This window comes from Brevundimonas intermedia, assembly GCF_004614235.1.
GTDB lineage: Bacteria > Pseudomonadota > Alphaproteobacteria > Caulobacterales > Caulobacteraceae > Brevundimonas > Brevundimonas intermedia_A.
Genome location: NZ_SPVH01000006.1, coordinates 1,246,549 through 1,268,468 on the forward strand (window position 1 = coordinate 1,246,549; position 21,920 = coordinate 1,268,468).

Genomic DNA, 21,920 nt, shown 5'->3' on the forward strand with positions numbered 1-21,920 from the left:
CTCAGCTGGAGGGTAGGGCGGTCTGGTGGCCGGTGACGGGCGGCAACTTCTTCTTGGGGGCGGCGCGCTTTACCGGCGCCTTGGCGGCCTTGGGCAGGGCGGCGCGGCGGGCGATCTCGGTGTCGATCACAGGCAGGATGTCAGCGGCGGCCATCACCTGAGTGGAGGCGCCGGTTTCGGCCAGGCGCGTGGCGTTGGCGCGCAGGCTGTTGAGGTCGGCGTCGGTCATCGTCGGGATTTTTTCGGCGAGGGTCGTCATGGGTCACGTCCTGATGGAACGGGCTTCAGGGCCGGCGCGCGAGGCGCCAGCCCTTCAGCTGATTGAAGGCGATCTCGACCACGACGCGGTCGCCCAGCAAAGATAGGCCTTTAGGCGAACCGAGCGAGGGCAGGACCGAGACGACGTGGCCGTTATCCAGGCGAACCTTGCGGCCGCCCAGAGGCAGGTGCTTCGTCACGACGCCATCAAAAGCGATGGCGTGCGTGTTGAGAAGCGTGTCCTACTCTGCCGCCGTAAGGCGACCAGCGGATTCCTTGCCGGAGCGCGAGTCACGTTCGATTTCGTAGGAAATCTTCTGGCCTTCGTTCAGCGAACCAACGCTCGACGTTTCGACGGCCGAGGCGTGGACGAAGACGTCCTTGCCGCCGTCATCGGGAGCGATGAAGCCGTAGCCTTTAGTGGGGTTGTACCATTTTACAGTGCCGGTAGCCATTTGGAGACCTCCGTCTGGCGTTGACCGCAGGGAGGGATCCCTGGTCGGCCTGTCGGGTCTGAATGGGATCGGCTTTTGGACCTCGGTGCGTGATGCAAAGGGAGCAGCGGCGTTACGCAGAGAGATCGACAGCCCCCATATGGGCCTCCAGCGCCCTTTGTGCAAGGCGCGGGCTCAGAAGGCGTAGGCGACCTTGGCGACCAGGGCGTCTTCGTACTGTTCGCCGAAGGTGTGGGCGTTGGTGTCGTAGTAGCGCAGGTCCAGCTCGATCGCGTCGGTCAGGGCGTAGGTCGCGCCGGCGTTCCAGCCCGTATAGTCGGGTGCGTTGTCCTGCTCGCGCCGGCCCAGCGCGACCGTGCCGTTCAGACGATTGGTGAAGTCCCACCCCACCCGGCCTTCGATCCAGGTGAAGGCCTCGGTCGAGCCGGCGGCGTCCGGAGAGTACTGGATCTGCAGGCGGGCGCTGGCCGGGCCGATGGAGCGGCTGGCGTTGCCGGTGAACTCCCAGGCGTCCTCGTCATAACCGGCCTCGGCGTCCAGACGGTTCTTGTAGGCGACATTGAAGTCGAAGTTGTAGCCGAAGGCCTCGGGCTGATAGCCGGCGACGAACTCGGCCTCGACGTTGGAGCCGCCGGACTGGATCGTCTGGAAACCGGGGCTGACATAGAACAGGCCGTCCGCGCTTTCCCAGGTCGCCGAGCCGAAGGCGTAGCCGTCGTTGCCGGACTTGGACGCGTCCTTGGAGCGGTTGTCCGTCCCGGCGCCCAGTTCGAACGACCAGGCGTCGCGAGCGGACGACGCCGGGGCGGATTGGGCCGCTGCTGGGGTAGCGACGGCGGCGGCCAAGGCGGTGGCGGCCATGGCGGCGGAAAGGGCGGCGAGGACGGTCGTGCGGATCATGGCGGCTCCAACGCGCGAGATGCGGATTTGCGCCGCCCTTAGCGCACCCCGGCCTTGATGGCGAATTCATCCGTGGCCTGAGCGAACTCTTGTCGCAGGCGTGCCACCAGTTCGGCGGTCGGCAGGACTTCGTGGATGGCGCCGGCGCCCTGGCCGGCGGACCAGACGGTCTTCCAGGCCTTGGCCTCGTCGCCCATGTCCAGCTTGTGCTCGGGCAGGTGTTTGGGGTCGATCCCGTTCTCGATCAACGACTTGCTCATGAAGTTGGCCGGGATGCCCGACACCGCCGGGGTGTGGACGATGTCGGTCGCGCCGCTGTCGATGACCATCTGCTTATAGGCGTCGGCGGCCATGGCCTCGGTCGTGTTGATGAAGCGGGTGCCCATATAGGCGAAGTCGGCGCCCAGCATCAGCGCCGCCGCGACATCTTGTCCAGTCGAGAGGGCGCCCGACAGGATGATGGTCCCCTTGAAGAAGCTGCGGACCTCATTGACCAGGGCGAACGGGTTGATGATCCCCGCATGGCCGCCCGCGCCGTTGGCGACCAGGATCAGACCGTCGACGCCCGCTTCGGCCGCCTTTCGCGCATGGCGGATGTTGGCGATGTCGTGGAAGACCTGACCGCCATAGCCGTGAACCGCATCGACCACGTCGCGCACGGCGCCGAGCGAAGTGATGATCAGCGGCACCTTCTCCTCGACCGACACCATCATGTCGGCCATCAGCCGGGGATTGGTCGGGTGGACGATGTGGTTGACGCCAAAGGCGGCGGCCTCGGGCTTCAGCCGGCCTTTGATCTCGTGAATCCAGTCGCGATAGCCCTCGGTCGTGCGCTGGTTCAGCGACGGGAAGGTGCCGATGACGCCCGCGTTGCAGGCCTCGACCACCAGGTCCGGCCCGGAGACCAGGAACATGGGCGCCGAGATGATCGGCAGGATCAGACCTTTTTGCAGCGAAGCGGGAATGGCCACGGGCGTCTCCTGGAGTTTTCTTTCGCTACGCTTAGCGGGCTGTCGCGGGGGAAGGCAATCGGGAGGATTTCAGACTCGGGCGCGAAAAACAGAGTCTCAATCGTCTGAAATCAGAGCGGGGTGGAATTGCACTTGCATGCGGAAATGGAGTGCAAAGTGCAAGGAAGTGCAATTCGGCGGGCGGGATTGGGCTTCGCGAGTTCGACGTTTCGCCCTCCTGGCTGAAACCTCGCATTGTACGGGCGTTTGCGGGGGCGGTTGGTCGATTGCCGCTGATGGGCGTCATGGCGTTGAAACGGCGAGAGAAGTTGTGGCGAAATAGGATGGGTGGCTAGATATCGTCCCTTCTCCCAGTGGGAGAAGGTGGCCCGGAGGGCCGGATGAGGGTCGGCCGGTGGGCCAGGTCGCACAATTCGACCCTCACCCTTTCGCGCAAGGACGACGGCTATCGCCGCCGTGCGCTCAAGCCCTCTCCCAATGGGAGAGGGAAGTCGGTGCGGGGAGGATTTTCAAGCTGGTCGCAAGCGCCTAAATGCGCCCCATGACCCACTATACCGACAACCTCAGCCAGCTCGGCGCCCAGACCGCCGCCCCGACCAGTCCCGAGACGGCCGTGCTGGAGCGGGTGCCGAACCCGCATGCGGACACCCTGTATCTGGCCCGGTTCACGGCGCCCGAGTTCACCAGCCTGTGCCCGGTGACGGGCCAGCCGGACTTCGCCCATATCGTCATCGACTATGCGCCGGGCGAGTGGCTGGTCGAGTCCAAGAGCCTGAAACTGTACCTGACCAGTTTCCGCAACCACGGCGCCTTCCACGAGGACTGCACCGTCGCCATCGGCCGGCGGCTGGCGGAGTTACTGGAGCCGAAATGGCTGAGGATCGGTGGGTATTGGTATCCGCGCGGCGGCATCCCCATCGACGTCTTCTGGCAGACGGGCGTGGCGCCGGAGGGGCTGTGGCTGCCGGATCAGGGCGTGCCGACGTATCGCGGGCGGGGGTGAGGTCTTGCGTCCTTCTCCCCTTGCGGGAGAAGGTGGCCGAGCGGAGCGAGGTCGGATGAGGGGTTTGTTCGGTCTTGCCGCCTGTCTGCCACTCGCGTCGAGGTTTGCGTGACCCCTCATCCGTCGGCCTGCGGCCGCCACCTTCTCCCGCAAGGGGAGAAGGAATGAAACAGCGCCTTCCCCTCGAAGCCTGGGGCCGTCGTCTGATGACGCGGGCCGAGGCATGGGCCGACCAGTCCCGTCCGCGCCGCTATGCCTACGAGTTCCTCTGGTTCGGGCTGAAGCAGGGGTGGGCGTGTCTGTTCGGGGGGCTGATGCTGGGCTTGATCCTGGCGACCTTCCTGTTCTGGCCGGATCAGGCGCCGGTGTCGCGCTACGACTTTCTGGCGGTCGGGGCGGTGGTGATCCAGGCGGCGATGCTGGCGTTCCGGCTGGAGAGTTGGGAGGAGGCGCGGGTGATCTTCCTGTTCCATGTGGCGGGGACGATCATGGAGCTGTTCAAGACCGCGCACGGGTCGTGGATCTATCCCGAGGACAGTCTGCTGCGCATCGGGGCCGTGCCGCTGTTCTCGGGCTTCATGTATGCGGCGGTGGGCAGCTATATCGCGCGGGTGCAGCGCATCTTTCATATCCGGGTGCTGGGGTATCCGCCGCTTTGGACGACGTGGGTGCTGGCGGCGGCGATCTACGTCAACTTCTTCGCCCACCACTGGCTGCCGGACGTGCGGATCGCGCTGTTCGCGGCGACCGTGCTGCTGTTCGGGCGGGGGTGGTTCTGGTTCACGGCGGACCGGCGCAGGCGGTCGATGCCGCTGCTGCTGGGATACGGGCTGGTGGCGTTGTTCATCTGGTTCGCCGAGAACCTGGGCACGCTGGGGCGGGCCTGGGTCTATCCGGGGCAGGAGGCGGGGTGGGAGATGGTTTCACTGGCCAAGCTGGGCAGCTGGTTTCTGCTGATGATCATATCCGTAGTGCTGGTGTCGCTGGTCCACCGGCCGGAGGAAGAACCGTCAGGCGGTATGGGCCAGGGGCTGGGCCGCGCGGGGCCATGAGACGGGTGACAGGGCCTCGACCGCCGGCTTGGCCAGCAGATAGCCCTGCATCAGGGTGACGCCCAGGTCGCGCAGGACGTCGTGTTCGGCCAGGGTCTCGACCCCTTCGCAGACCGGCTCGACGCCCAGGTCGCGCAGCATGTTCAGGGTGTTGCGCACGATGGTGCGCTTGACCGGGTCGGTGTCGATGTCGCGGATCAGGGCCATATCCAGCTTGACGATGTCCGGCTGGAACAGGGCCAGCAGGCCTAGGCCCGCATAGCCGGCGCCGAAGTCGTCGATGGCGGTCTTGAACCCCATGGCCCGATAGGACCGCAGGATGTTCAGGATGTGGGCGGCGTCCATCGCCTCGCTCTCGGTGAACTCGAAGATGATCCGGTTCAGCGGGAAGTTGGTGCGCATCGCCGCCGCCAAGGTGGCGCGGATGCAGGCGCGAGGCTCATAGACCGCATTGGGCAGGAAGTTGATCGACAGGTTCGCGCCGTCGGCCGTCATGTCCAGACCGGCCGCCAGATCGATGGCGGTGGTCCGGCAGACCTGGTCGAAGGCGTAGCGATTGTCGGGCGAGACCTGAGACAGCACCTGGCCGGCGCCGGCGCCGTCCTTGCCGCGCACCAGCGCCTCGTAGGCGAAGACGGTCTGGTTCGCGACATCGACGATGGGCTGAAACGCCATGGTGATCGGCAGGTCGAACCCCGCCCCATCTTTACAACCCTCACAGGACATCGGCCGCCACGTCTCCAGTTAAGGCTCTGATGTTAGGGAGGAAAGATTAATATCCGCCACTGCTCCGCTTAGGGCAGGCGCGTGACCTTGGCGGCCATGTCGGGACGGGGGCGTTCCAAGGGCGGCTCGGTCAAGGTTCCGATATGGATGAAGCCGGCGACGGCTTCACCGTCTGTCAGGCCGAACAGGGCCGTGGCCTGAGGGTCGTAGCTGTACCAGTCGGTGATCCAGCTGGACGCGTAGCCGAAGCCGGCGGCCGCGTGTTCCAGGTTCATACACACCGCCCCGGCCGACAGCTGCTGCTCCCAGATCGGCTTGGCGGCGGGAACGGGGGTCGAGACGACCAGGATGGTGAGCGGGGCGGCCGTCAGCTTGGCAAGGACCGCCTGATCCTTGGCCGGTCGGTTGTGCAGCTCGGCCAGCACCGCCAGCCGCTCGGCGATCTCGGCGCGCGATTGCGGCCCCATGACCACGAACCGCCAGGGGAACAGCTTGCCGTGGTCCGGGGTGCGGGCGCCCAGGGTCAGGATTTGCTCCAGCTCCGCCTCGGACGGGCCGGGCGCGACCAGGGCCTGGGCCGGGGCCGAACGGCGCGTCGCCAGACGGTCGAGAAAGGCCGGTGAAGGAACGGGCAGGGGCAGGGATTCGTTGAGCGCGACCATGCCGTCTAGCTAGGCTTTCATCCGCGTCTTCGCCATAGGTGGACCATGCGCAATTCCGACGAACCGAAATGGGCTGAGGGCCTGTCCAAGCCGCCCGCGTGGCGCAGCGACGGAACCGAGACCGTGTTCGACAGCCCTTGGATGACCCTGACCCGACATCCGGCGACGGCGCCGACGGGGCATGCGGCCGACTATGCCGTGGTGCGGTTCAAGAACGTCGGCACCGGCGTCCTGCCGGTGCATGACGACGGCACGGTGACCCTGGTGGGCCAGCAGCGGTTCGCCCTGGCCAACTATTCGTGGGAGATGCCCGAAGGGGGCGCGCCGCTGGGCGAGGATCCGTTCGATGGCATCCGGCGTGAGCTGGCGGAGGAGGCGGGGCTGAAGGCCGAACACTGGCTGCCGGCGTTGACGGTGGAGATGTCGAACTCCACCACCGACGAGATCGGCATGACCTGGATCGCCTGGGGCCTGGCGCTTGCGCCCGTTGCGCCGGACCCGACCGAGATCATCGCCGTGGTGCGCGTGCCGTTCCTGGATCTGCTGGACGAGATCGGGCGCGGGACGGTGCGCGACAGTCTGACGGTGGCGACGGCCTACAAGGCCTATCATATGGCGGTGAATGGCGAACTGCCGCCGGCGCTGGCGCAGGCGATGTTGGGACGCGTATGATGAGTGCGAAGGAGCCGTTCATGGCCAAGCTTGAAGTCGTCGCGGAAACCGGAACCGACAGCGTGTGGCGCCAGCTGCGCGCCTCGGCCGAGGCCGCCTCGCGCGAGGAACCGCAACTGGGCTCGCAGATGAATGCGGTTATCCTGTCGCATGACGATTTGGCCGGCGCGCTCAGCTTCCAGATCGCGCGCAAGCTGGCTGACGGCGAGATGAGCGCCATGTCGGTGCGCGAGGTCTGTCTGTCGGCGTTCAAGGCGGATGCGACCATGGTCGAGGCGGCCGAAGCCGATCTGCAGGCGGTGGCCGAGCGCGATCCGGCGATCCGAAATCTGTTGCAGCCCTTCCTGTATTTCAAAGGCTTCCAGGCGTTGCAGGGCTGGCGCGTGGCGCACTGGCTGTGGGGGCAGGGGCGCGAGACCCTGGCCTTCCACTTCCAGAGCCGGATATCCGAACTGTTTCAGCTGGATATCCATCCAGCCGCGCAACTGGGCAAGGGGCTGTTCCTGGACCACGGCACGGGCATCGTCATCGGCGAGACGGCGGTGGTCGGCGACGACGTGTCGATGCTGCACAACGTCACCCTGGGCGGGACGGGCGCCGAGCGGGGCGACCGCCACCCCAAGATCGGCAAGGGCGTGCTGCTGGGCGCCGGGGCCAAGGTGCTGGGCAATATCCACGTCGGCGACTACGCCAAGGTCGCCTCGGGCTCGGTGGTGCTGAAGGACGTGCCGTCGGGCTGCACCGTGGCGGGGGTTCCGGCGCGGCTGGTCAACTGCCCGACCAACGCCGAACCGGCCAGGACGATGGATCACACCCTGGCCGAGGTCGTCTACGACTTCGTCATCTGAGCCGTCGCCTCACAGGGCGATCCTGAGCGAGGCGCGCACGCTGCGAGGCGCGCCAGGGAAGATCCACAGGGCGCTGTAGGAGCTGGCGGCGTATCGCTCGTCGAGCAGGTTGTCGACCTCGATCCGCGCCGTGACCTGGGGCGTCAGGCCGTAGTCCAGCGCCGCCTTGGCCTTCCAATAGGCGGGCAGACGCACAGGATTGAGCGTCAGGGCGCCGGCTCTATCTCCCACGTAGGCGGCGCCGGCCATCACCGACCAGGTCGTGCCGTGCGCCGTGGCGAAGCGGCCGATGGCGAACAGCGAGCCGGAATGTTCGGGCACGTTCAGCACGGCGTCGGTGGCGAAGGCGCTGTCGTCGGCCGTGGCGTCGGTCCAGCCATAGTTGGCCACCACCTGCCAGGCATCGTCGATGCGAAAGGACCCGTCCAGCTCGATCCCGCGCGTCGTCAGCTTGCCGACCGGGGCCAGGAAGTTGGGGTCCACCGGGTCGGTGGTCAGGATGTTCGACTTCTCGATGTCGAAGACGGTGGCGGCCAAATCCAGCCCGTCCCAGGCGCCGGCCAGGCCGATCTCGTAACCCTGGCCGTCCTCTGGCGCGAAGCCCGAACCGTCGCGACCTGTCCCTGAGTTCAGCACGAAGGACTGGCCATAGCTGGCGTGGGCGGTCAGGTTGTCGGTCAGGCGATAGCGGGCGGCGAAGCGGTATTTCAGCGGCGTGTCGCTGGCCTCGCCGACGGCGCCGGTGCGGTTGTTGCGGATGGTCTGGTCGTAGTCGTCTAACCGCAGGCCGGCCAACAGGCTGAGACGGTCGTTCACCTCCCACAGGTCCTGGGCGTAGAGGGTGACGACCTTGCGGGTTTCCAGATTGTCGGTGAAGGGCAGGGGCGTCGGCGGCGTCACCGCGCCATAGACGGGATTGAAGACGTCGATCGGATAGGGATTGGCGGCGGTCGGATTGATGCGCAGCCATTTCTCGCCATAGGTCAGCTGATAGGCCTTCACCCCGAAGCCGAGGTTGTGTACGCCCAGCCCCGTCTCGACCACGCCGTTCAGCTCCAGCCGGGCCGACAGATCCTCGACCGTGAAATCACGGCCCCGGCGTTGGCGCCACAGCTGGTCTCCGACCAGGCGGGACTGGTCGCTGGACAGACCCTTCAGCGAGCCGCCGCGCCAGGCGATGCCGCCGTTCAGGCTCCAGCCGTCGCTGATCTGGTAGTCGCCGGTGATCTGGTGCCGTTCGTTGCGGAACCGGGTCACGCCGTCGCCCGGCTCGCCGTAATAGTTCGATTCCGGCAGGGCCAGGGCGTCGCCGTCGATCGCCGGCATCCCCCGGTCGAACAGGGTGGTGAAGGTCGTGAACTCGCCCACATAGGTCAGGCGCAGGTCGTCGTTGGGCCGCCAGGTCAGGGACGGGGCGATCACTGTGCGGTCCAGGCCGACATGGTCGCGCCAGCCTGTGCTGGTCTCGCCCGCGACCACCAGGCGTCCGGCCAGGGTGTCGTTGATGGGGCCCGTCAGGTCCAGCTCGCCGCGCCGCAAACCGAAGGAGCCGACCGTGGCGGTGAAGGCGGCGCCGGTCGCGAAGCGCGGGGTCTTGGACACGATGTTGATGCGTCCCGCCGGGTCGATGTCGCCGAACAGGGCGCCGGACGGCCCCTTCAGCACCTCGATCCGTTCGGCCGTGGCCGGGTCGCGCGGCGGGGCCATGCCCCGGTTGGCCAGGAAGCCGTCGACATAATATTCCGCGCCGCCGTCGGGCGTGCCCAGGAAGCCGCGGATGGCGAAGTTGTCCATCACCCCGCCGCGATTGTTCTGCTGGCTGACGCCGCTGACCAGTTCCAAGGCGTCGGCCAGGCGGGTCGCGCCCACGGCCTTGATCAGGTCGTTCTCGATGGAGCGGCTGGACGGCGACATGGCCTCCGTCACCGGCCCGGCGCCCAGGGTCAGGTCGCGCGGCGCCTGACGACGACCCAGAACCACGATCTCGCCCACCGTTTGGGGCTCAACGGCCTCGATAGTCGCAGGGGCGGGGGCGTTGGCGGCGACCAGCAGGCACGCGCCGGCGCAGCTCATGAGGAGGGACAAGGCAGACTCCGTTTGTAACGTTATACTATATCGGTTATTCGCTTCCGCCTGATGATGTCAACCGCTGCAACGCTTGTTCCCGCCTCTGCCGCTCCGACAGCCGCCCCGATCCGGGCGGTCGGTCGGATCCGATCCATCGACGCCCTGCGCGGGCTGGTGATCCTGCTGATGCTGGTCGATCACGCCCGCGAGTCGTTCTTCATCCACGCCCAGGTCTCGGACCCGATGAACCTGGAGACGACCTCGCCCGCCCTGTTTTTCACGCGGCTGTCGGCCCATCTGTGTGCGCCCATCTTCCTGGCGCTGACGGGGGTGGGAGCGTGGCTGTATGGGAACAAGCAGGCCCAGGGCGCAAACGGCGCCAAGTCGGCGTCCGACTTCCTTTGGAAGCGCGGCTTGTTTCTGGTGGTTCTGGAACTGACGGTCGTCGGTTTCGGCTGGAGCTTCTCGTTCACGCCGCAGATCATCTATCTGCAGGTCATCTGGGCCATCGGCCTGTCGATGATCGCGCTTGCGGCCCTGGTGCATCTGCCGCGTCCGGCGCTGATCGTCATGGGACTGGTGATCGTGCTGGGACACAATCTGCTGGATCCCATCACGATCGCGGCGGGCCAGCCGGGCCATGTACTCTGGGCGGTGCTGCATGATCGAAGTCTGATGGACCTGCCATGGGGCGGGCAGGTGCGAACCTCCTATCCGCTGTTGCCGTGGATCGGGGTGGCGGCGCTGGGTTACGCCATCGGGCCGTGGTTCGTGGGCGAGCAGAGGACACGACTGCGGCGACTGGTGCTGACGGGCCTGTGCGCGCTGGCGCTGTTCGTCGTGCTGAGGGCGATCAATGTCTACGGCGATCCAACGCCCTGGGCCGTGCAGGCGACGCCGATCCAGACGGTGATGAGCGTGCTGAACCTGACCAAATATCCGCCGTCGGCCGACTTTCTGCTGCTGACCCTGGGTGTCGGGGCGCTGGTTTTGGCCGGGTTGGAGAAGGCGCCGGATCGGCTGGTCGGGCTGTTGGCCGTCTTTGGCGCGGCGCCGCTGTTCTTCTACATCCTGCACATCTATGCGCTGCACCTGTTGAATCTGGCGGCCCTGACCGCCTTCGGTCCCAATCAGGGCGACGGCTTCGCGGTGCCGGGCGTTGGCTGGCTATGGGGGCTGGCGGCCATTCTCGCCGTGCCGTGCTGGTTCGCCTGCCGATGGTTCGCCGGCGTTAAGCGGCGCAGTTCGCACTGGTGGATGCGTTACCTCTGAAACGGGGAAAATGCGCATCGCCGGTTTCCCTGAACCGCCGATGTCTCTAGGGTCCGCCGCCAACATTCAGACCATGAGGCCCCCGTGAAAGACACCGACCTGAAGCGCATCGAGGCCCACCTCAAGCGCACCTTCAACACTGGCGGCATCATCCTGAAGGCCCGCCCCAAACAGAACGACTCGGCCGAAGTCTATGTCGGCGACGAGTTCATCGGCATCGTCTTCGAGGACGAGGACGAGGAAGGCTCGTTCATGTTCGAAATGGCGATCCTGGCCGAAGACCTGCCGGAATAGGCTTTCGTTCCAAGACGTGATCGCCCAGCCCAGACCGGGCGATCACGCACGACCGGCGGGCGGCGCCTCTAGAGCCAACCTGCTTGTTTCAGCACAGGGCCATGGGTCCGGCTGACCGGCGCCGTCAGGCCGCCGAAGAGGCGTATTTCGCCCGTCCCGCGTCGCCAGCGCACCTCTTCCACCGCATCGGCCGCCACCCACCACGAACGATGGACCCGCCATCCGTGCGCCCGCGCCAGTTCGTCCAGCGCGTCGGCGAACCGCAGGGTGATCAACTCCGCGCCGGCGTCGGTATGGACCCGCAGATAATGGTCATGCGCCTCAATGGCGATCAGTCGGGCGCTGCGGCGTTTGGCCGACAGTCTGCGCCGGAACACCGCCTCGGCCTCGGGCAGGGGCGGGACGACGAGGGTGCGGGTCTCGACCCGCGTGGGCGGGCGTCGCCAGACCAAGGCCCTGACCGCCATGGCCGCCAGCATGATGGGCCCGACCTGCCACAGCAGCGGCAGATAGATCGACCAGCGCTGCTCTGCGAATATCAGATGCTGGGTCACGACGACGAACAGGGTCACCAGCGGCGTGGCGAGCGCCGAGGTCACGGCCACGCGTCTCCACAGGATCGGCAGGCGACGACCCAGGCTTTTGTCCACGGCGACCGCGATCAGCCCGCCCCCCAGCATGCAGGCCGTCCAATAGGCATAGCGGCTCGCCAGGGGCGCATTGTCCGAATCGAACGGGCCGAGAAACCCCAGCAACAGGCCCATGGCGACGAGCATAACCGCATCGACGGCCCAGCGCCGCGCGGTCGTCGCCCCGATGATGGTTTTCGCCGTGTGGCCCATGCCGTCCCGTTCGCGCACCCACGGCGCCGTTCGCGAAGTCGGGCCTAGCGAGCCGGCGGCGATGCGGCAATGGCGTTGGGCGAGAACCCAAACCTGATCGGAACATCCATGTCGCAATCCTGGCTCATCGCCGCCCTGACCCTCATCGTTTCCACCGTCGCCGTCCCCGCTCTGGCCCAGGCGCCGGGAGCCGACGTCGATGAGCGACCTGATCCGGCCGTGGTCTGTCATGTCGGCGTCTACCGGCTGGACGACGGCAGTTGGGTGGATGTCGCGCCGCTGGCGGGCAAGGGCCTGCGGTGGCGTCGGCTGGACGGGTCCACATCCAGGATGATGCTGGACGCCCAGGGGCATTGGGTCAGCACCCTGGGATCAACCACCCGCGTCGAAGGCCCGCAGCCTCAGCTCGGACCTTGCGACGAGGGCCGGATCGTCTTCGAGGGGCAGGCCGGCCGACGTCTGAGCCAGGACACGCGCGACACGACCTTCGTCGGTCAGGGTGGGACGCACCTGAAGGGGCGACTGATCCTGCCGCCCGGCGACGGGGCGGTCCCCATCATGGTCGAGGTGCATGGTTCGGAAGGCGCCAATGCGCTGGACTTCAACGTCTTCCAGCGGTTCGCCCCCGCCGAGGGCGTCGGCGTCTTCGTCTATGCCAAGCGCGGCTCTGGCGGATCGGAGGGGCGTTACACCCAGGACTTCCATGTGTTGGCCGACGACGCCGCCGCCGCAGTGGTCGAGGCCCGTCGGCTGGCCGGAAATCGAGCGGGCCGGGTCGGCCTTCACGGCGCCAGCCAGGGCGGCTGGATCGCGCCGCTGGCCGCCAGCCTGACGCCGGTGGACTTTGTCACGGTAGGCTTCGGCCTGGCCTATGGCGCGCTGGCGGAAGACAGCGACCAGGTGATGCTGGACCTCAAGGCCAAGGGGTGGGGCGCCGATGTGCTGGACCTGGCGCGCCAGATCACCGACGTGACGGGCGCCTTCATCGCCTCGCACGGCGAAGTCGGGTTTGCGGGTCTGGAGGCGGTGCGGGCCAAGTATGGCGCCCAGCCCTGGTTCGCCGACATCAAGGGCGAGTTCACCGGCTTTCTGCTGACGACGCCGAACGCGCAGATCATCGCCATGGCGCCCGTGCTCGACGCCGGAACCTCGTGGGACTACGACCCGCTGCCGGTGCTGAGCCGCCTGGACACGCCGATGCTGTGGATTCAGGCCGAGGACGACCTGGGCGCGCCGCCGGACGCCACGCGCCAGCGGCTGATCGACCTGGCGGGCCAGGGGCGGCCGATCACCCTGCTGGAATACCCCGATACCGATCACGGCATCGCGCGGTTCGAGGCGGCTCCGGACGGCAAACGCACGTCGATCGGCTATGCGCCCGGCTATTACCAGGCCGTGCTGGACTGGGCGAAGACCGGGCGACTGGACGGCCGGTATGGCGACGGGCGTCTGCTCGCCACGCCTAGCCCGCGTGGGCGATGAAGGTCAGGGTGTGGGTATAGCTGCGGTAGGGCGTCGGGGCGCCGGCTGGCGAGGCCAGGCGGTGGCGGACCTGGGTCATGTAGGCCCCCGGTTCGGCGACCTTCAGCGTCACCAGGCCCGAGGCGTCGGTGGTCAGTTCCGCCTCGATCTTCCTGCCGTCATAATGGCCGGCTTCGCGAAAGACCGTGACGGCGGCGTTGGCGACCGGCTGACCGTCGAACAGCAGGCGCAAGGGCGCATCCTCGCCCGCAACGATGTCGTTGGGCTGGATCAGGGGCTGAAGCTCAAGCCCCTGGCCCGAGGGTTTCAGGGCCGCATCGTCGGGATCGCCGCGCACCACATAGACGTCGGCGGTGGTGATGCTCTGGACGTCGACCAGTTCGGCGCCGGGCGGGGGCGCCTCGTCCTCCTCGCCGACCATCTTCCAGCCGGACGGGGTTTCGTACATCTTGGCCGCCCGACCCTCGCGAGCGCCGGACGACAGGCGATAGAGACCGTCCACCGGCGTCGGGGCCTCGAACACCGCCAGGTCTCGCAGATAGGTCACGGCGGTGATCGGCGTGTCGCCGTTGGGGCCGACGATGTGGAAGTGGTCGGAGCGCATGACCACCTCGGCGTTGAACACGTCCTCGGTGAAGGCGGCCTCGACCGTCACATGGTCGCGGTTGGTGGCGTCGAAGACATTGGGCCGCAGATAGGGCGAATGGGCCTGGGCCGCGCCCGCGCTCCAGACCGCGAGCAGGCTGGCCAGCAGGCCGGCGTGGATTGTGGTTCTGGTCATGGCCGTGCTCCGGTTCGCGCGCATAATATAAGATTGCGAGTCGTTTGCAACATTGTGGCTTGCGCGACTGAGAGTTGTTCGCGCAGGCTAAGCGTCTCCAAAATCCTGTTTGAGGTTCCCATGCCCGTGAAAACCGTCGCCGAGTTCGTCGCCGCCTACAAGGAGAAGGATGTCAGTTCCGAAGCCTTCGAACTGGAGAACCAGTATCTGCTGGAGGTGCGGCTGAACGGGTCGGTCTGGGCCAAGTCCGGGGCCATGGTGGCGCGGACGGGACAGGTGAAGTTCACGCGCCAGGGCCTGATGGAGCAGGGTCTCGGCAACCTGCTGAAGAAGGCCGTCAGCGGCGAGGGCATGGTGCTGATGAAGGTGGAGGGGCAGGGGCGCGTCTACCTGGCGGACACGGGCAAGAAGATCACCCTGCTGCGGCTCGATAACGAGACCATCTTCGTCAACGGCAACGACGTGCTGGCGCTGGAAAACGGCGTCAGCAACCAGATCACCATGATGAAGCGGGTCGCTGGCATGATGTCCGGCGGCCTGTTCAATGTGAAATTGAGCGGCAGCGGCATCGTCGCCATCACCTCACACTATGATCCACTGATCCTCAAGGTCAGCGCCGCGACCGGCCCGGTCTTCACCGATCCGAACGCCACCGTGGCCTGGTCGGGAAGCCTGTCGCCGGAGATCGCCACAGACATCTCGTTCAAGACCCTGGTGGGCCGTGGCTCGGGCGAGAGCATCCAGATGAAGTTCGCCGGCGAGGGTTGGGTCGTGGTCCAGCCCTATGAAGAAACCTATATGCAGGCCGCCAGCAACTGACAGCGGCGCGGGCGGGGCGTGTGTCGCCCCGCCAGCAGCTTCGCACCGCCGACGGCAGCGATCGTTACCCGAGCCGCTCCAGGCCGTAGAGGGCCTCGACGATGTCTTCGGCCTTCTGCTGGACCAGTTGCTGGGCGTCGTGGACGCCGCGATTGTAGAAGGCGCCGCCGATCTCCTTGCCGATGAAGTCCAGCAGCATCTCGGCGGGAAGCTGGCCCAGCTCCTGATCCAGTTCGCGTGCGAAATAGTCGCGCAGCTTGCCTGTCGCGGCCGCGCGTTCGTCTTTGGAGAATTCGATGGGTTTCAACCGGCGACCTCGGCCAGGGCTTCCTCCGCTGCGACCCAGGCGGCTTCGGCCGTCGCGAGGTCGGCTTCGGTCTTGGCGCGCGCGCGGGTCAGGCCCTCCAGGGCTTTCGGATTGTTGACCGAGGCGGTGGCCATGTCGTCGTCGATGCGAGAAATCTCGGCCGTCAGTCGGGTCATGTTCTCCTCCGCCTTCTTGACCGCGTGACGCAGGGTCGAGGGTGAAGGGCCTGATTTCTTGTCGTTCTTGCGGTTCTTGTTGTTCTGAACGGGGGCGGCGGCCGCAGCCTCTTCCTTCTTGATCTGGCTGGGCTTGGATATGGCGGCCTTGGCGCGGTCGAGGACGAACTTGGCGTAGTCTTCCATGTCGCCGTCATAAGGCTTCACCGTACCGTCGGCCGCCAGCCACAGGCGGTCTGCGACCATCTCCATCAGCGACCGGTCGTGGGTGATCAGGATGACGGCGCCGGTGTAGTCGTTCAGCGCATCCAGCAATGCCCGCCGACTGTCGATGTCCAGGTGGTTGGTCGGTTCGTCCAGGATCAGGACGTGGGGCGCATCCATCGCCACCATGTTCAGCAGCAGGCGCGCGCGTTCGCCGCCCGACAGGCTGTCGACCGTGGTTTCCTGCTTCTCGTAGCCCAGGCCGAACTGGGCCAGTTTGGAACGGCGGGCGCTTTCGGGCGCATCCGGCATGGCGCGGCGAATGATCTCCAGCGGCGTGTCTGTTGGGTCCATCGCCTCGATCTGGTGCTGGTGGAACCAGCCGACCCGCATCTTCTTGTCGCGGTGCAGTTCGCCCTCGGACACGTTCAGGGCGCCGGCGATCATCTTGGCGAAGGTGGACTTGCCCGCGCCGTTGACACCCAAGAGGCCGATGCGGTCGTCCAGGTCCATCCGCAGGTTCAGATTGCGCAGGATCGGCTTGCCGGTGTCGTAACCCACGTTGGCCCGCTCCAGCCGGATCAGCGGCGGCGCTAGCGGACGCGGCGGCGAGGGCAGGGTGAAGGGGGCGACGCGCTCCTCGATGGTGGTGGCCACCGGCTGCATCTTCTCCAACCGCTTCATGCGCGACTGGGCCTGGGCGGCCTTGGAGGCCTTGGCCTTGAACCGGTCCACGAACGACTGAAGGTGGGCGCGTTCGGCGTCCTGCTTGGCCTTGGCCGACAGTTGCAGCCGGGCCTTTTCGGCGCGGGCCTTTTCGAAGGCGTCGTAGTTGCCGGTGTAGAGCGTCAGGGTGTGGTTCGCGAGGTGCAGAATATGGGTGCAGACCTCGTTCAGCATCTCCCTGTCGTGGGAGATGATCAGGGCCGTGTGCGGGTATTTCTTCAACCGCGCCTCAAGCCACAGGGCGCCTTCCAGGTCGAGGTAGTTGGTCGGTTCGTCGAGCAGCAGCATGTCCGGCTCGGCGAACAGGGCGGCGGCCAGGGCGACGCGCATGCGCCAGCCGCCCGAGAACTCGGACATCGGCCGGGCCTGGTTCTCCTGGTCGAAGCCCAGGCCGACCAGGATTTCGGCGGCGCGCGCAGGCGCGGCGTCGGCGTCGATCTCGATCAGGCGGGCCCAGATCTCACCCATCTCCTCGGGGGGCGCCGTTTCCAGCCGGCCCAGCAGGGTGTGGCGTTCGACGTCGGCCTCAAGGATGGTGTCGATGACACTGACGGGCGTCGCCGGGTGTTCCTGATCGACCGAACCGATACGGGCGGTCTTGGGCAAGCTGATCTCGTCGCCGGCGGCATGAAGCTCGCCCAGGATCAGCTTGAACAGGGTGGACTTGCCGATGCCGTTGCGGCCGACCAGACCGACCTTGGCGCCGGGCGGCAGGCTGACGGAGGCGTCCACGAGGAATTTGCGGCCCCAGGCGTTGAAGGTCAGGTCGGTGATCTGGAGCATGGGAGGCGCAATGGACTTTCTGACCGGTCATCTCTATATGACCAGTCATGACGTATGATCTTGTAAGCGGCGAGGTCGTCATAACGGCGACGGAGTTCAAGGCCAAGTGCCTGGACCTGCTTGACCGCGTGAACAGCGGCGCTGTGACGAAGGTTCACATCACCAAACGTGGCAAGGCGGCCGCCGTTCTGGTTGCCCCAGAAGCAGCGGCCAAGGAGCCTTGGGACCCACACAGCATGTTCGGGAGCATGAAGGGCTCGCTCACCATCGACCCAAGCATAGATCTGGCGAAACCCATCTACGAACAGGTGTTCGGAACCACGGTTGAGGCTGATATGGGCCTGGACGATCCTGACTGCGACCTCAGAATGGGACTACGCGAGGAATGAGTGACGGCGTGCTGCTCGACACTCACGCTCTGATCTGGATCGTTTTGGGGGCATCCATACGTGAGGAAGCCGCCGCTGCGGTCGTGGCGGCCAGCGCCAGTGACGGTGTCCATGTTTCCGCTGCAACGGCATGGGAGCTGGGAATAATCCGCCAGAAAAAATCACTGGAGGTCGTGATCGGTGGAGACGTCAGGGGCTGGTTGTCCAAAGCGGTAAGGGCCACGCGCGCTCGGCTGCTGTCTTTAGACGTCGATCTCATGCTCGATGTGGGTGAGTTGCCTGATCTTGCTCACAGAGATCCGACCGACCGAATGCTGATCGCGACGGCGCGAGCTCACGACTTGATCCTCGTCACCCGCGACCGCGCCATCCTGGCCTACGCCGCCGCCGGGCATGTGCGCGCCGTCGCCTGCTGAAAACGGCGGCTTGGCGTGGGGGCGGGGCGTCGCTATAAGCCCGCGACCGTCAATCGACTAAACACAAGAAGTCACTTTCCATGACCGAACGCACCTTCTCGATCATCAAGCCCGACGCCACGCGCCGCAACCTGACCGGCGCGATCAACGCCGTGATCGAGGGCGCAGGCCTGCGCATCGTCGCCCAGCGCCGCGTCAAGCTGACGACCGAGCAAGCCCAGAAATTCTATGAAGTCCACGCCGAGCGTCCGTTCTACGGTGAGTTGGTCGAGCAGATGACCGCCGAGCCGGTCGTCGTTCAGGTGCTGGAAGGCGACAACGCCGTCGCCGCCTATCGTGAAGTCATGGGCGCCACCAACCCCAAGGACGCCGCCGACGGCACGATCCGCAAGTCGTTCGCCCTGTCGATCGGCGAGAACTCGGTCCACGGCTCGGACAGCCAGGACAACGCCAAGATCGAGATCGCCCAGTTCTTCACCGACGACCAGATCGTCGGTTAAGCGCATCGCGCTCAAGTCGCGAGGGACCGCGTCCCGAGCGTAGTGCAAAGAGGATCCGTCCTCTTCAGATAGCGTGACTATATAGGCCCGCGTCCGGAACCGGACGCGGGCCTTGTCGTTTGAGCTTCATCGATTCATCTTCCTCCCGGAGAAGACCCATGAAGACCATGATCAAACTGGCCCCCGTCATCGGCGTTGTCGCCCTGCTGGCCGCTTGCGGCCAGACGATGGAACAACGCGCCGCCACCGGCGCCCTGGGCGGCGCCGTCGCCGGTCAAGTCGTCGGCGGCAACACGGGTTCGACCGTGGCCGGCGCCGCCATCGGTGCCGTCGCCGGTGCGGCGACCACGCCCCGCTAAATCCAGGGCGAAAGCCTAGGATGAAAAAAGGCCCGGAGCGTTCGCTCCGGGCCTTTTCTGCGTCTTGAGACCGGCCGCTTACCAGATGCGAGCGCGGGCCTCGGGGGCGATATACTCCTTCTGGTCCGGCGAAACGCCGAAGGCGGCATACCAGGCGTCGATGTTGCGCGGCGAGGTGGCGGCGCGCACCGAACCGGGCGAGTGCGGATCGGTGGTCAGCTGTTCCTTCAGCGCCGCCTCGCGCGACTTCTCGCGCCAGACCTGCGCCCAGCCCAGGAAGACGCGCTGGTCGCCCGACAGGCCGTCGATCACAGGGGCCGGTTGGCCGTTCAGCGACTTGTAATAGGCGTCCAGCGCCAGCAGCAGCCCGCCCAGATCGGCGATGTTTTCGCCCATGGTCAGGTCGCCGTTGACGTGCACGCCGGGCAGGGGCTCCAACGAATTATAGATGTCGCCCAGCACCTTGGCGCGCGCCTCGAACCGGGCGGCGTCCTCGGGCGTCCACCAGTCGCGCAGCACGCCGTCGCCGTCGGACTTGCGGCCCTGGTCGTCGAAGCCGTGGGTGATCTCGTGGCCGATGACCGCGCCGATGCCGCCGTAGTTGACGGCCGGGTCCGCGTTCGGATCGAAGAAGGGCGCCTGCAGGATGGCGGCCGGGAAGACGATCTCGTTGCGCGGCGGGTTGTAATAGGCGTTCACCGTCTGGGGCGTCATGCCCCATTCCAGCGGGTCGACCGGCTGGCCGATCTTGCCGCGCTTGTAGGCCCACTCGAAGGCCGAGGAGCGTTCGACGTTGCCGTAGAGGTCGTCTGCGGTCAGCTCCAGCCCGTCATAGGACCGCCACTTGTCGGGATAGCCGATCTTCACCCCGAACTTGGACATCTTGTAGAGGGCCTGTTCGCGCGTGGGCTCGCTCATCCAGTCCAGGGTCTTCAGCCGCTCGGTCATGGCCGCGCGGATATTGCCGACCAAGGTCTCCATCTGGGCCTTGGACGAGGCGGGGAAGTGCAGGCGCACATATTCCTGGGCCAGAACCTCGCCCAGCTGGCCATCGACCAAGGCCACGCCCCGGTTCCAGCGCGGACGGTTCTCGGGCTGGCCGCGCAAGGTCTTGCCCCGGAACTCGAAGCGGGCGTCCACGAAGGCCTTGGACAGATAGGGGCTGGCCTGATCGACCACGTTGAACGCCTGCCAGGCTTTCAGCGTCTCGATGGGGGTGTCGGCGAAGACCTGGGCAATGCCGGGGATGGCGGTGTTTTCCATCAGCACCAGGGTGTCGACGTCCGACACCTGGGAGCCGGCCAGGAAGCCGGACCAGTCGAAGCCGGGGGCCAGGGTCGCCAGGTCGGCGACCTTGGTGGGGTTGTAGAGCTTGTCGATCTGACGGCGCTCGACCGTGGTCCACTGCTTGTCCGCGACCTTGGTCTCGAAGGCCAGGATGTCGGCGGCGGTCTTGGCCGGATCGGCCCAGCCGATGGCGGTCAGGGTGGTGGTCAAATAGGCGAGGTAGGCCTCGCGCTGGGCGGCGAAGTCGGGCTTCAGATAGTAGTCGCGGTCCGGCAGGCCCAGCGATCCCTGGCCCAGATAGGCCGAGTTCAGGTCGGGCTTCTGCAGATCCTCGAACACGTCGATGCCGAACAGAGAGGCGCCGAAGCCCGAATGGCTTTCGCCCATCAGACGCGCCATTCCGGTGTGGTCGCTGACGGCCTTGACGGCGGCGAGGTCGGCGGCCAGCGGCGCGGCGCCCAACTGCTCGATCTTCGCCTCGTCCATGAAGCTGGCGTACAGGGCGCCGACCTTCTGGGCGTTGGCGTTGGTCGGGTTGGCGGCGCTGGTCTCGATGATCGATTTCAGCTGGGACTGGGCGGTTTCATAAAGGACATCGAACGGGCCGAAGCGGGCCTTGTCGGCCGGGATCTCGGTCGTGCGCAGGTATGTGCCGTTGGCGTATTCGTTGAAGTCGTCGCCCGGCTTCACAGCCGTGTCGCGGCCCGCAAGGTCGAAGCCCCAGGGCGTAACGCCCGGCGCGCCGTGTGAATGACCTTGGGCCGAATGGTCCTGGGCCGAGGCCGCGCCGCCGGTCAGGGCGACGACGATACAGGCCGAGCAGGCGGCCATCAGACGAATGCGATTCATGGAAGACAGGGTCCCGATTTTGATCGGCGGCACCATCGCGCCGGTGCGGCGGTCTGTCGCATGACGTTTTTGTAATCTTCGCACCCTCATCTCCGCTCATCCCCGCGAAAGCGGGGACCCAGTGCTTTTGGCGCTCAGACGTTTGGATTCGGGGGCGTCCACAATTCTCGACAGCCAGTCTTCCGACAGAACTGGGTCCCCGCTTTCGCGGGGATGAGCGGGAAGAGAAGTAGTTTAGTCCCGTCCAAGCGCCTTGCAGAAGGCACTCAGCACGTGCGGATAGAGCGTGTGCTCCGCCGTCTTGACCCGTTCGGCCAAGGCTTCCGGCGTGTCGCCCTGAACTATCGGCACGCGGGCCTGGCCCAGGATCGGGCCTTCATCCACGCCCTCGGTGACCAGATGCACGGTGCAGCCGGCCTCGGCGTCGCCGGCGGCGATGGCGCGGGCGTGGGTGTCGAGACCCGGATAGAGGGGCAGCAGGCTGGGGTGGATGTTCAGCATCCGCTCGCGCCAACCGCCGACCAGCCAGGGCGTCAGGACGCGCATGTATCCGGCCAGGGCCACGACCTCGACCCCGGCGGCGCGCAGGGCCTCGTCCACCACGCGCTCGTGCGCCTCGCGATCCTTGCCGAAGGGCTTGTGCGGGATGGCGACGGTCGCGACCCCCTTGGCCGCCGCAATGGCCAGACCGCCCGCGCCCTCGACGTTCGACAGGACCAGGGCGACCTCATAACCGCTGTCCGGCGCCTGACCCGCATCGATCAGGGCGGCCATGTTCGAGCCGGCCCCGGAGATCAGGACGGCGACGCGCGTCTTCACG

General features: G+C 66.5%; 26 protein-coding genes. 12 read left to right on the forward strand and 14 right to left on the reverse strand.

What is annotated here, in order from left to right:
* Position 1: 1 nt before the first annotated feature.
* The 5 genes from EGY25_RS12525 to EGY25_RS12540 form a co-directional block, all read right to left on the reverse strand.
* On the reverse strand, positions 2-259 hold the full coding sequence (locus EGY25_RS12525) for a hypothetical protein (protein ID WP_135195276.1): 258 nt from the start codon (positions 257-259) through the stop codon (positions 2-4).
* A 25-nt stretch (positions 260-284) separates the two neighbouring features.
* Positions 285-458, reverse strand: coding sequence for a hypothetical protein (locus EGY25_RS16580; protein WP_167762545.1), 174 nt, complete (start codon positions 456-458; stop codon positions 285-287).
* 42 nt (positions 459-500) lie between these two features.
* Positions 501-713 (reverse strand): cold-shock protein, encoded by a 213-nt coding sequence (locus tag EGY25_RS12530; protein ID WP_008260450.1) that lies wholly within the window; start codon positions 711-713, stop codon positions 501-503.
* 174 nt (positions 714-887) lie between these two features.
* Complete coding sequence (locus EGY25_RS12535; protein ID WP_135195277.1) at positions 888-1,613, reverse strand: TorF family putative porin; 726 nt, start codon at positions 1,611-1,613, stop codon at positions 888-890.
* 38 nt (positions 1,614-1,651) lie between these two features.
* Complete coding sequence (locus EGY25_RS12540; protein ID WP_135195278.1) at positions 1,652-2,584, reverse strand: NAD(P)H-dependent flavin oxidoreductase; 933 nt, start codon at positions 2,582-2,584, stop codon at positions 1,652-1,654.
* 541 nt (positions 2,585-3,125) lie between these two features.
* Between EGY25_RS12540 and queF the strand changes: the two genes are divergently transcribed.
* Both queF and EGY25_RS12550 read left to right on the forward strand, forming a co-directional pair.
* Positions 3,126-3,587, forward strand: a complete 462-nt coding sequence (queF, locus tag EGY25_RS12545; protein WP_135195279.1) for a preQ(1) synthase — start codon at positions 3,126-3,128, stop codon at positions 3,585-3,587.
* A 164-nt stretch (positions 3,588-3,751) separates the two neighbouring features.
* Positions 3,752-4,639: a DUF817 domain-containing protein gene (locus EGY25_RS12550; RefSeq protein ID WP_135195280.1), complete on the forward strand. Its 888-nt coding sequence runs from the start codon at positions 3,752-3,754 to the stop codon at positions 4,637-4,639.
* Here the strand turns inward: EGY25_RS12550 and EGY25_RS12555 are convergent.
* Positions 4,598-5,365: an EAL domain-containing protein gene (locus EGY25_RS12555; protein WP_135195281.1), complete on the reverse strand. Its 768-nt coding sequence runs from the start codon at positions 5,363-5,365 to the stop codon at positions 4,598-4,600. The genes EGY25_RS12550 and EGY25_RS12555 overlap by 42 nt on opposite strands.
* A 68-nt stretch (positions 5,366-5,433) precedes the next feature.
* Entirely contained in the window at positions 5,434-6,027 is a 594-nt protein-coding gene (locus EGY25_RS12560; protein WP_135195282.1) for a nitroreductase family protein, read from the reverse strand.
* A 45-nt stretch (positions 6,028-6,072) separates the two neighbouring features.
* On the opposite strand from EGY25_RS12560, the gene EGY25_RS12565 reads away from it, so the two are divergent.
* Complete coding sequence (locus EGY25_RS12565; RefSeq protein ID WP_135195283.1) at positions 6,073-6,699, forward strand: NUDIX domain-containing protein; 627 nt, start codon at positions 6,073-6,075, stop codon at positions 6,697-6,699.
* Positions 6,700-6,719: 20 nt separating this feature from the next.
* Entirely contained in the window at positions 6,720-7,547 is an 828-nt protein-coding gene (cysE, locus tag EGY25_RS12570; protein ID WP_135195284.1) for a serine O-acetyltransferase, read from the forward strand.
* A 9-nt stretch (positions 7,548-7,556) separates the two neighbouring features.
* Here cysE and EGY25_RS12575 read toward each other — a convergent pair whose 3' ends face one another.
* Complete coding sequence (locus EGY25_RS12575; protein WP_135195285.1) at positions 7,557-9,632, reverse strand: TonB-dependent siderophore receptor; 2,076 nt, start codon at positions 9,630-9,632, stop codon at positions 7,557-7,559.
* Positions 9,633-9,683: 51 nt separating this feature from the next.
* On the opposite strand from EGY25_RS12575, the gene EGY25_RS12580 reads away from it, so the two are divergent.
* Both EGY25_RS12580 and EGY25_RS12585 read left to right on the forward strand, forming a co-directional pair.
* Positions 9,684-10,886 (forward strand): DUF1624 domain-containing protein, encoded by a 1,203-nt coding sequence (locus EGY25_RS12580; protein ID WP_135195286.1) that lies wholly within the window; start codon positions 9,684-9,686, stop codon positions 10,884-10,886.
* A gap of 84 nt (positions 10,887-10,970) precedes the next feature.
* Entirely contained in the window at positions 10,971-11,180 is a 210-nt protein-coding gene (locus EGY25_RS12585; RefSeq protein WP_135195287.1) for a DUF3126 family protein, read from the forward strand.
* A gap of 68 nt (positions 11,181-11,248) precedes the next feature.
* Here the strand turns inward: EGY25_RS12585 and EGY25_RS12590 are convergent, their stop codons facing one another.
* Positions 11,249-12,040, reverse strand: coding sequence for a LytTR family DNA-binding domain-containing protein (locus EGY25_RS12590; RefSeq protein WP_245159460.1), 792 nt, complete (start codon positions 12,038-12,040; stop codon positions 11,249-11,251).
* Positions 12,041-12,130: 90 nt separating this feature from the next.
* Between EGY25_RS12590 and EGY25_RS12595 the strand changes: the two genes are divergently transcribed.
* Complete coding sequence (locus EGY25_RS12595) at positions 12,131-13,504, forward strand: alpha/beta hydrolase family protein (RefSeq protein WP_135195288.1); 1,374 nt, start codon at positions 12,131-12,133, stop codon at positions 13,502-13,504.
* On the opposite strand, the gene EGY25_RS12600 is transcribed toward EGY25_RS12595, so the two are convergent.
* Positions 13,485-14,285, reverse strand: a complete 801-nt coding sequence (locus EGY25_RS12600; protein WP_135195289.1) for a DUF4198 domain-containing protein — start codon at positions 14,283-14,285, stop codon at positions 13,485-13,487. The two genes, EGY25_RS12595 and EGY25_RS12600, sit on opposite strands and share 20 nt — an antisense overlap.
* Before the next feature lie 120 nt (positions 14,286-14,405).
* On the opposite strand from EGY25_RS12600, the gene EGY25_RS12605 reads away from it, so the two are divergent.
* Positions 14,406-15,104 (forward strand): AIM24 family protein, encoded by a 699-nt coding sequence (locus tag EGY25_RS12605; protein ID WP_135195290.1) that lies wholly within the window; start codon positions 14,406-14,408, stop codon positions 15,102-15,104.
* 64 nt (positions 15,105-15,168) lie between these two features.
* Here EGY25_RS12605 and EGY25_RS12610 read toward each other — a convergent pair whose 3' ends face one another.
* Positions 15,169-15,411, reverse strand: coding sequence for a DUF2164 domain-containing protein (locus tag EGY25_RS12610; RefSeq protein ID WP_135195291.1), 243 nt, complete (start codon positions 15,409-15,411; stop codon positions 15,169-15,171).
* Positions 15,408-17,300 (reverse strand): ABC-F family ATP-binding cassette domain-containing protein, encoded by a 1,893-nt coding sequence (locus tag EGY25_RS12615; RefSeq protein WP_135195292.1) that lies wholly within the window; start codon positions 17,298-17,300, stop codon positions 15,408-15,410. The genes EGY25_RS12610 and EGY25_RS12615 overlap by 4 nt, the downstream gene beginning before the upstream one ends.
* A gap of 47 nt (positions 17,301-17,347) precedes the next feature.
* Here EGY25_RS12615 and EGY25_RS12620 point away from each other — a divergent pair, with 47 nt between their 5' ends.
* The 4 genes from EGY25_RS12620 (at position 17,348) to EGY25_RS12635 (ending at position 18,964) form a co-directional block, all read left to right on the forward strand.
* The gene (locus EGY25_RS12620; RefSeq protein WP_135195293.1) at positions 17,348-17,689 is read left to right on the forward strand and encodes a type II toxin-antitoxin system Phd/YefM family antitoxin; all 342 of its coding nucleotides are present in this window, start codon (positions 17,348-17,350) and stop codon (positions 17,687-17,689) included.
* Positions 17,690-17,697: 8 nt separating this feature from the next.
* Entirely contained in the window at positions 17,698-18,105 is a 408-nt protein-coding gene (locus EGY25_RS12625; protein WP_167762546.1) for a type II toxin-antitoxin system VapC family toxin, read from the forward strand.
* Between the two features lie 80 nt (positions 18,106-18,185).
* Positions 18,186-18,605: a nucleoside-diphosphate kinase gene (gene ndk / locus EGY25_RS12630; RefSeq protein WP_135195295.1), complete on the forward strand. Its 420-nt coding sequence runs from the start codon at positions 18,186-18,188 to the stop codon at positions 18,603-18,605.
* Positions 18,606-18,763: 158 nt separating this feature from the next.
* Entirely contained in the window at positions 18,764-18,964 is a 201-nt protein-coding gene (locus EGY25_RS12635) for a hypothetical protein (RefSeq protein ID WP_135195296.1), read from the forward strand.
* A gap of 78 nt (positions 18,965-19,042) precedes the next feature.
* Here the strand turns inward: EGY25_RS12635 and EGY25_RS12640 are convergent, their stop codons facing one another.
* A complete protein-coding gene (locus tag EGY25_RS12640; RefSeq protein WP_135195297.1) occupies positions 19,043-21,100 on the reverse strand; it encodes a M13 family metallopeptidase in 2,058 nt (685 codons plus the stop codon).
* Positions 21,101-21,334: 234 nt separating this feature from the next.
* Complete coding sequence (gene purN / locus EGY25_RS12645; RefSeq protein ID WP_135195298.1) at positions 21,335-21,919, reverse strand: phosphoribosylglycinamide formyltransferase; 585 nt, start codon at positions 21,917-21,919, stop codon at positions 21,335-21,337.
* Between the last annotated feature and the right edge of the window lies 1 nt (position 21,920).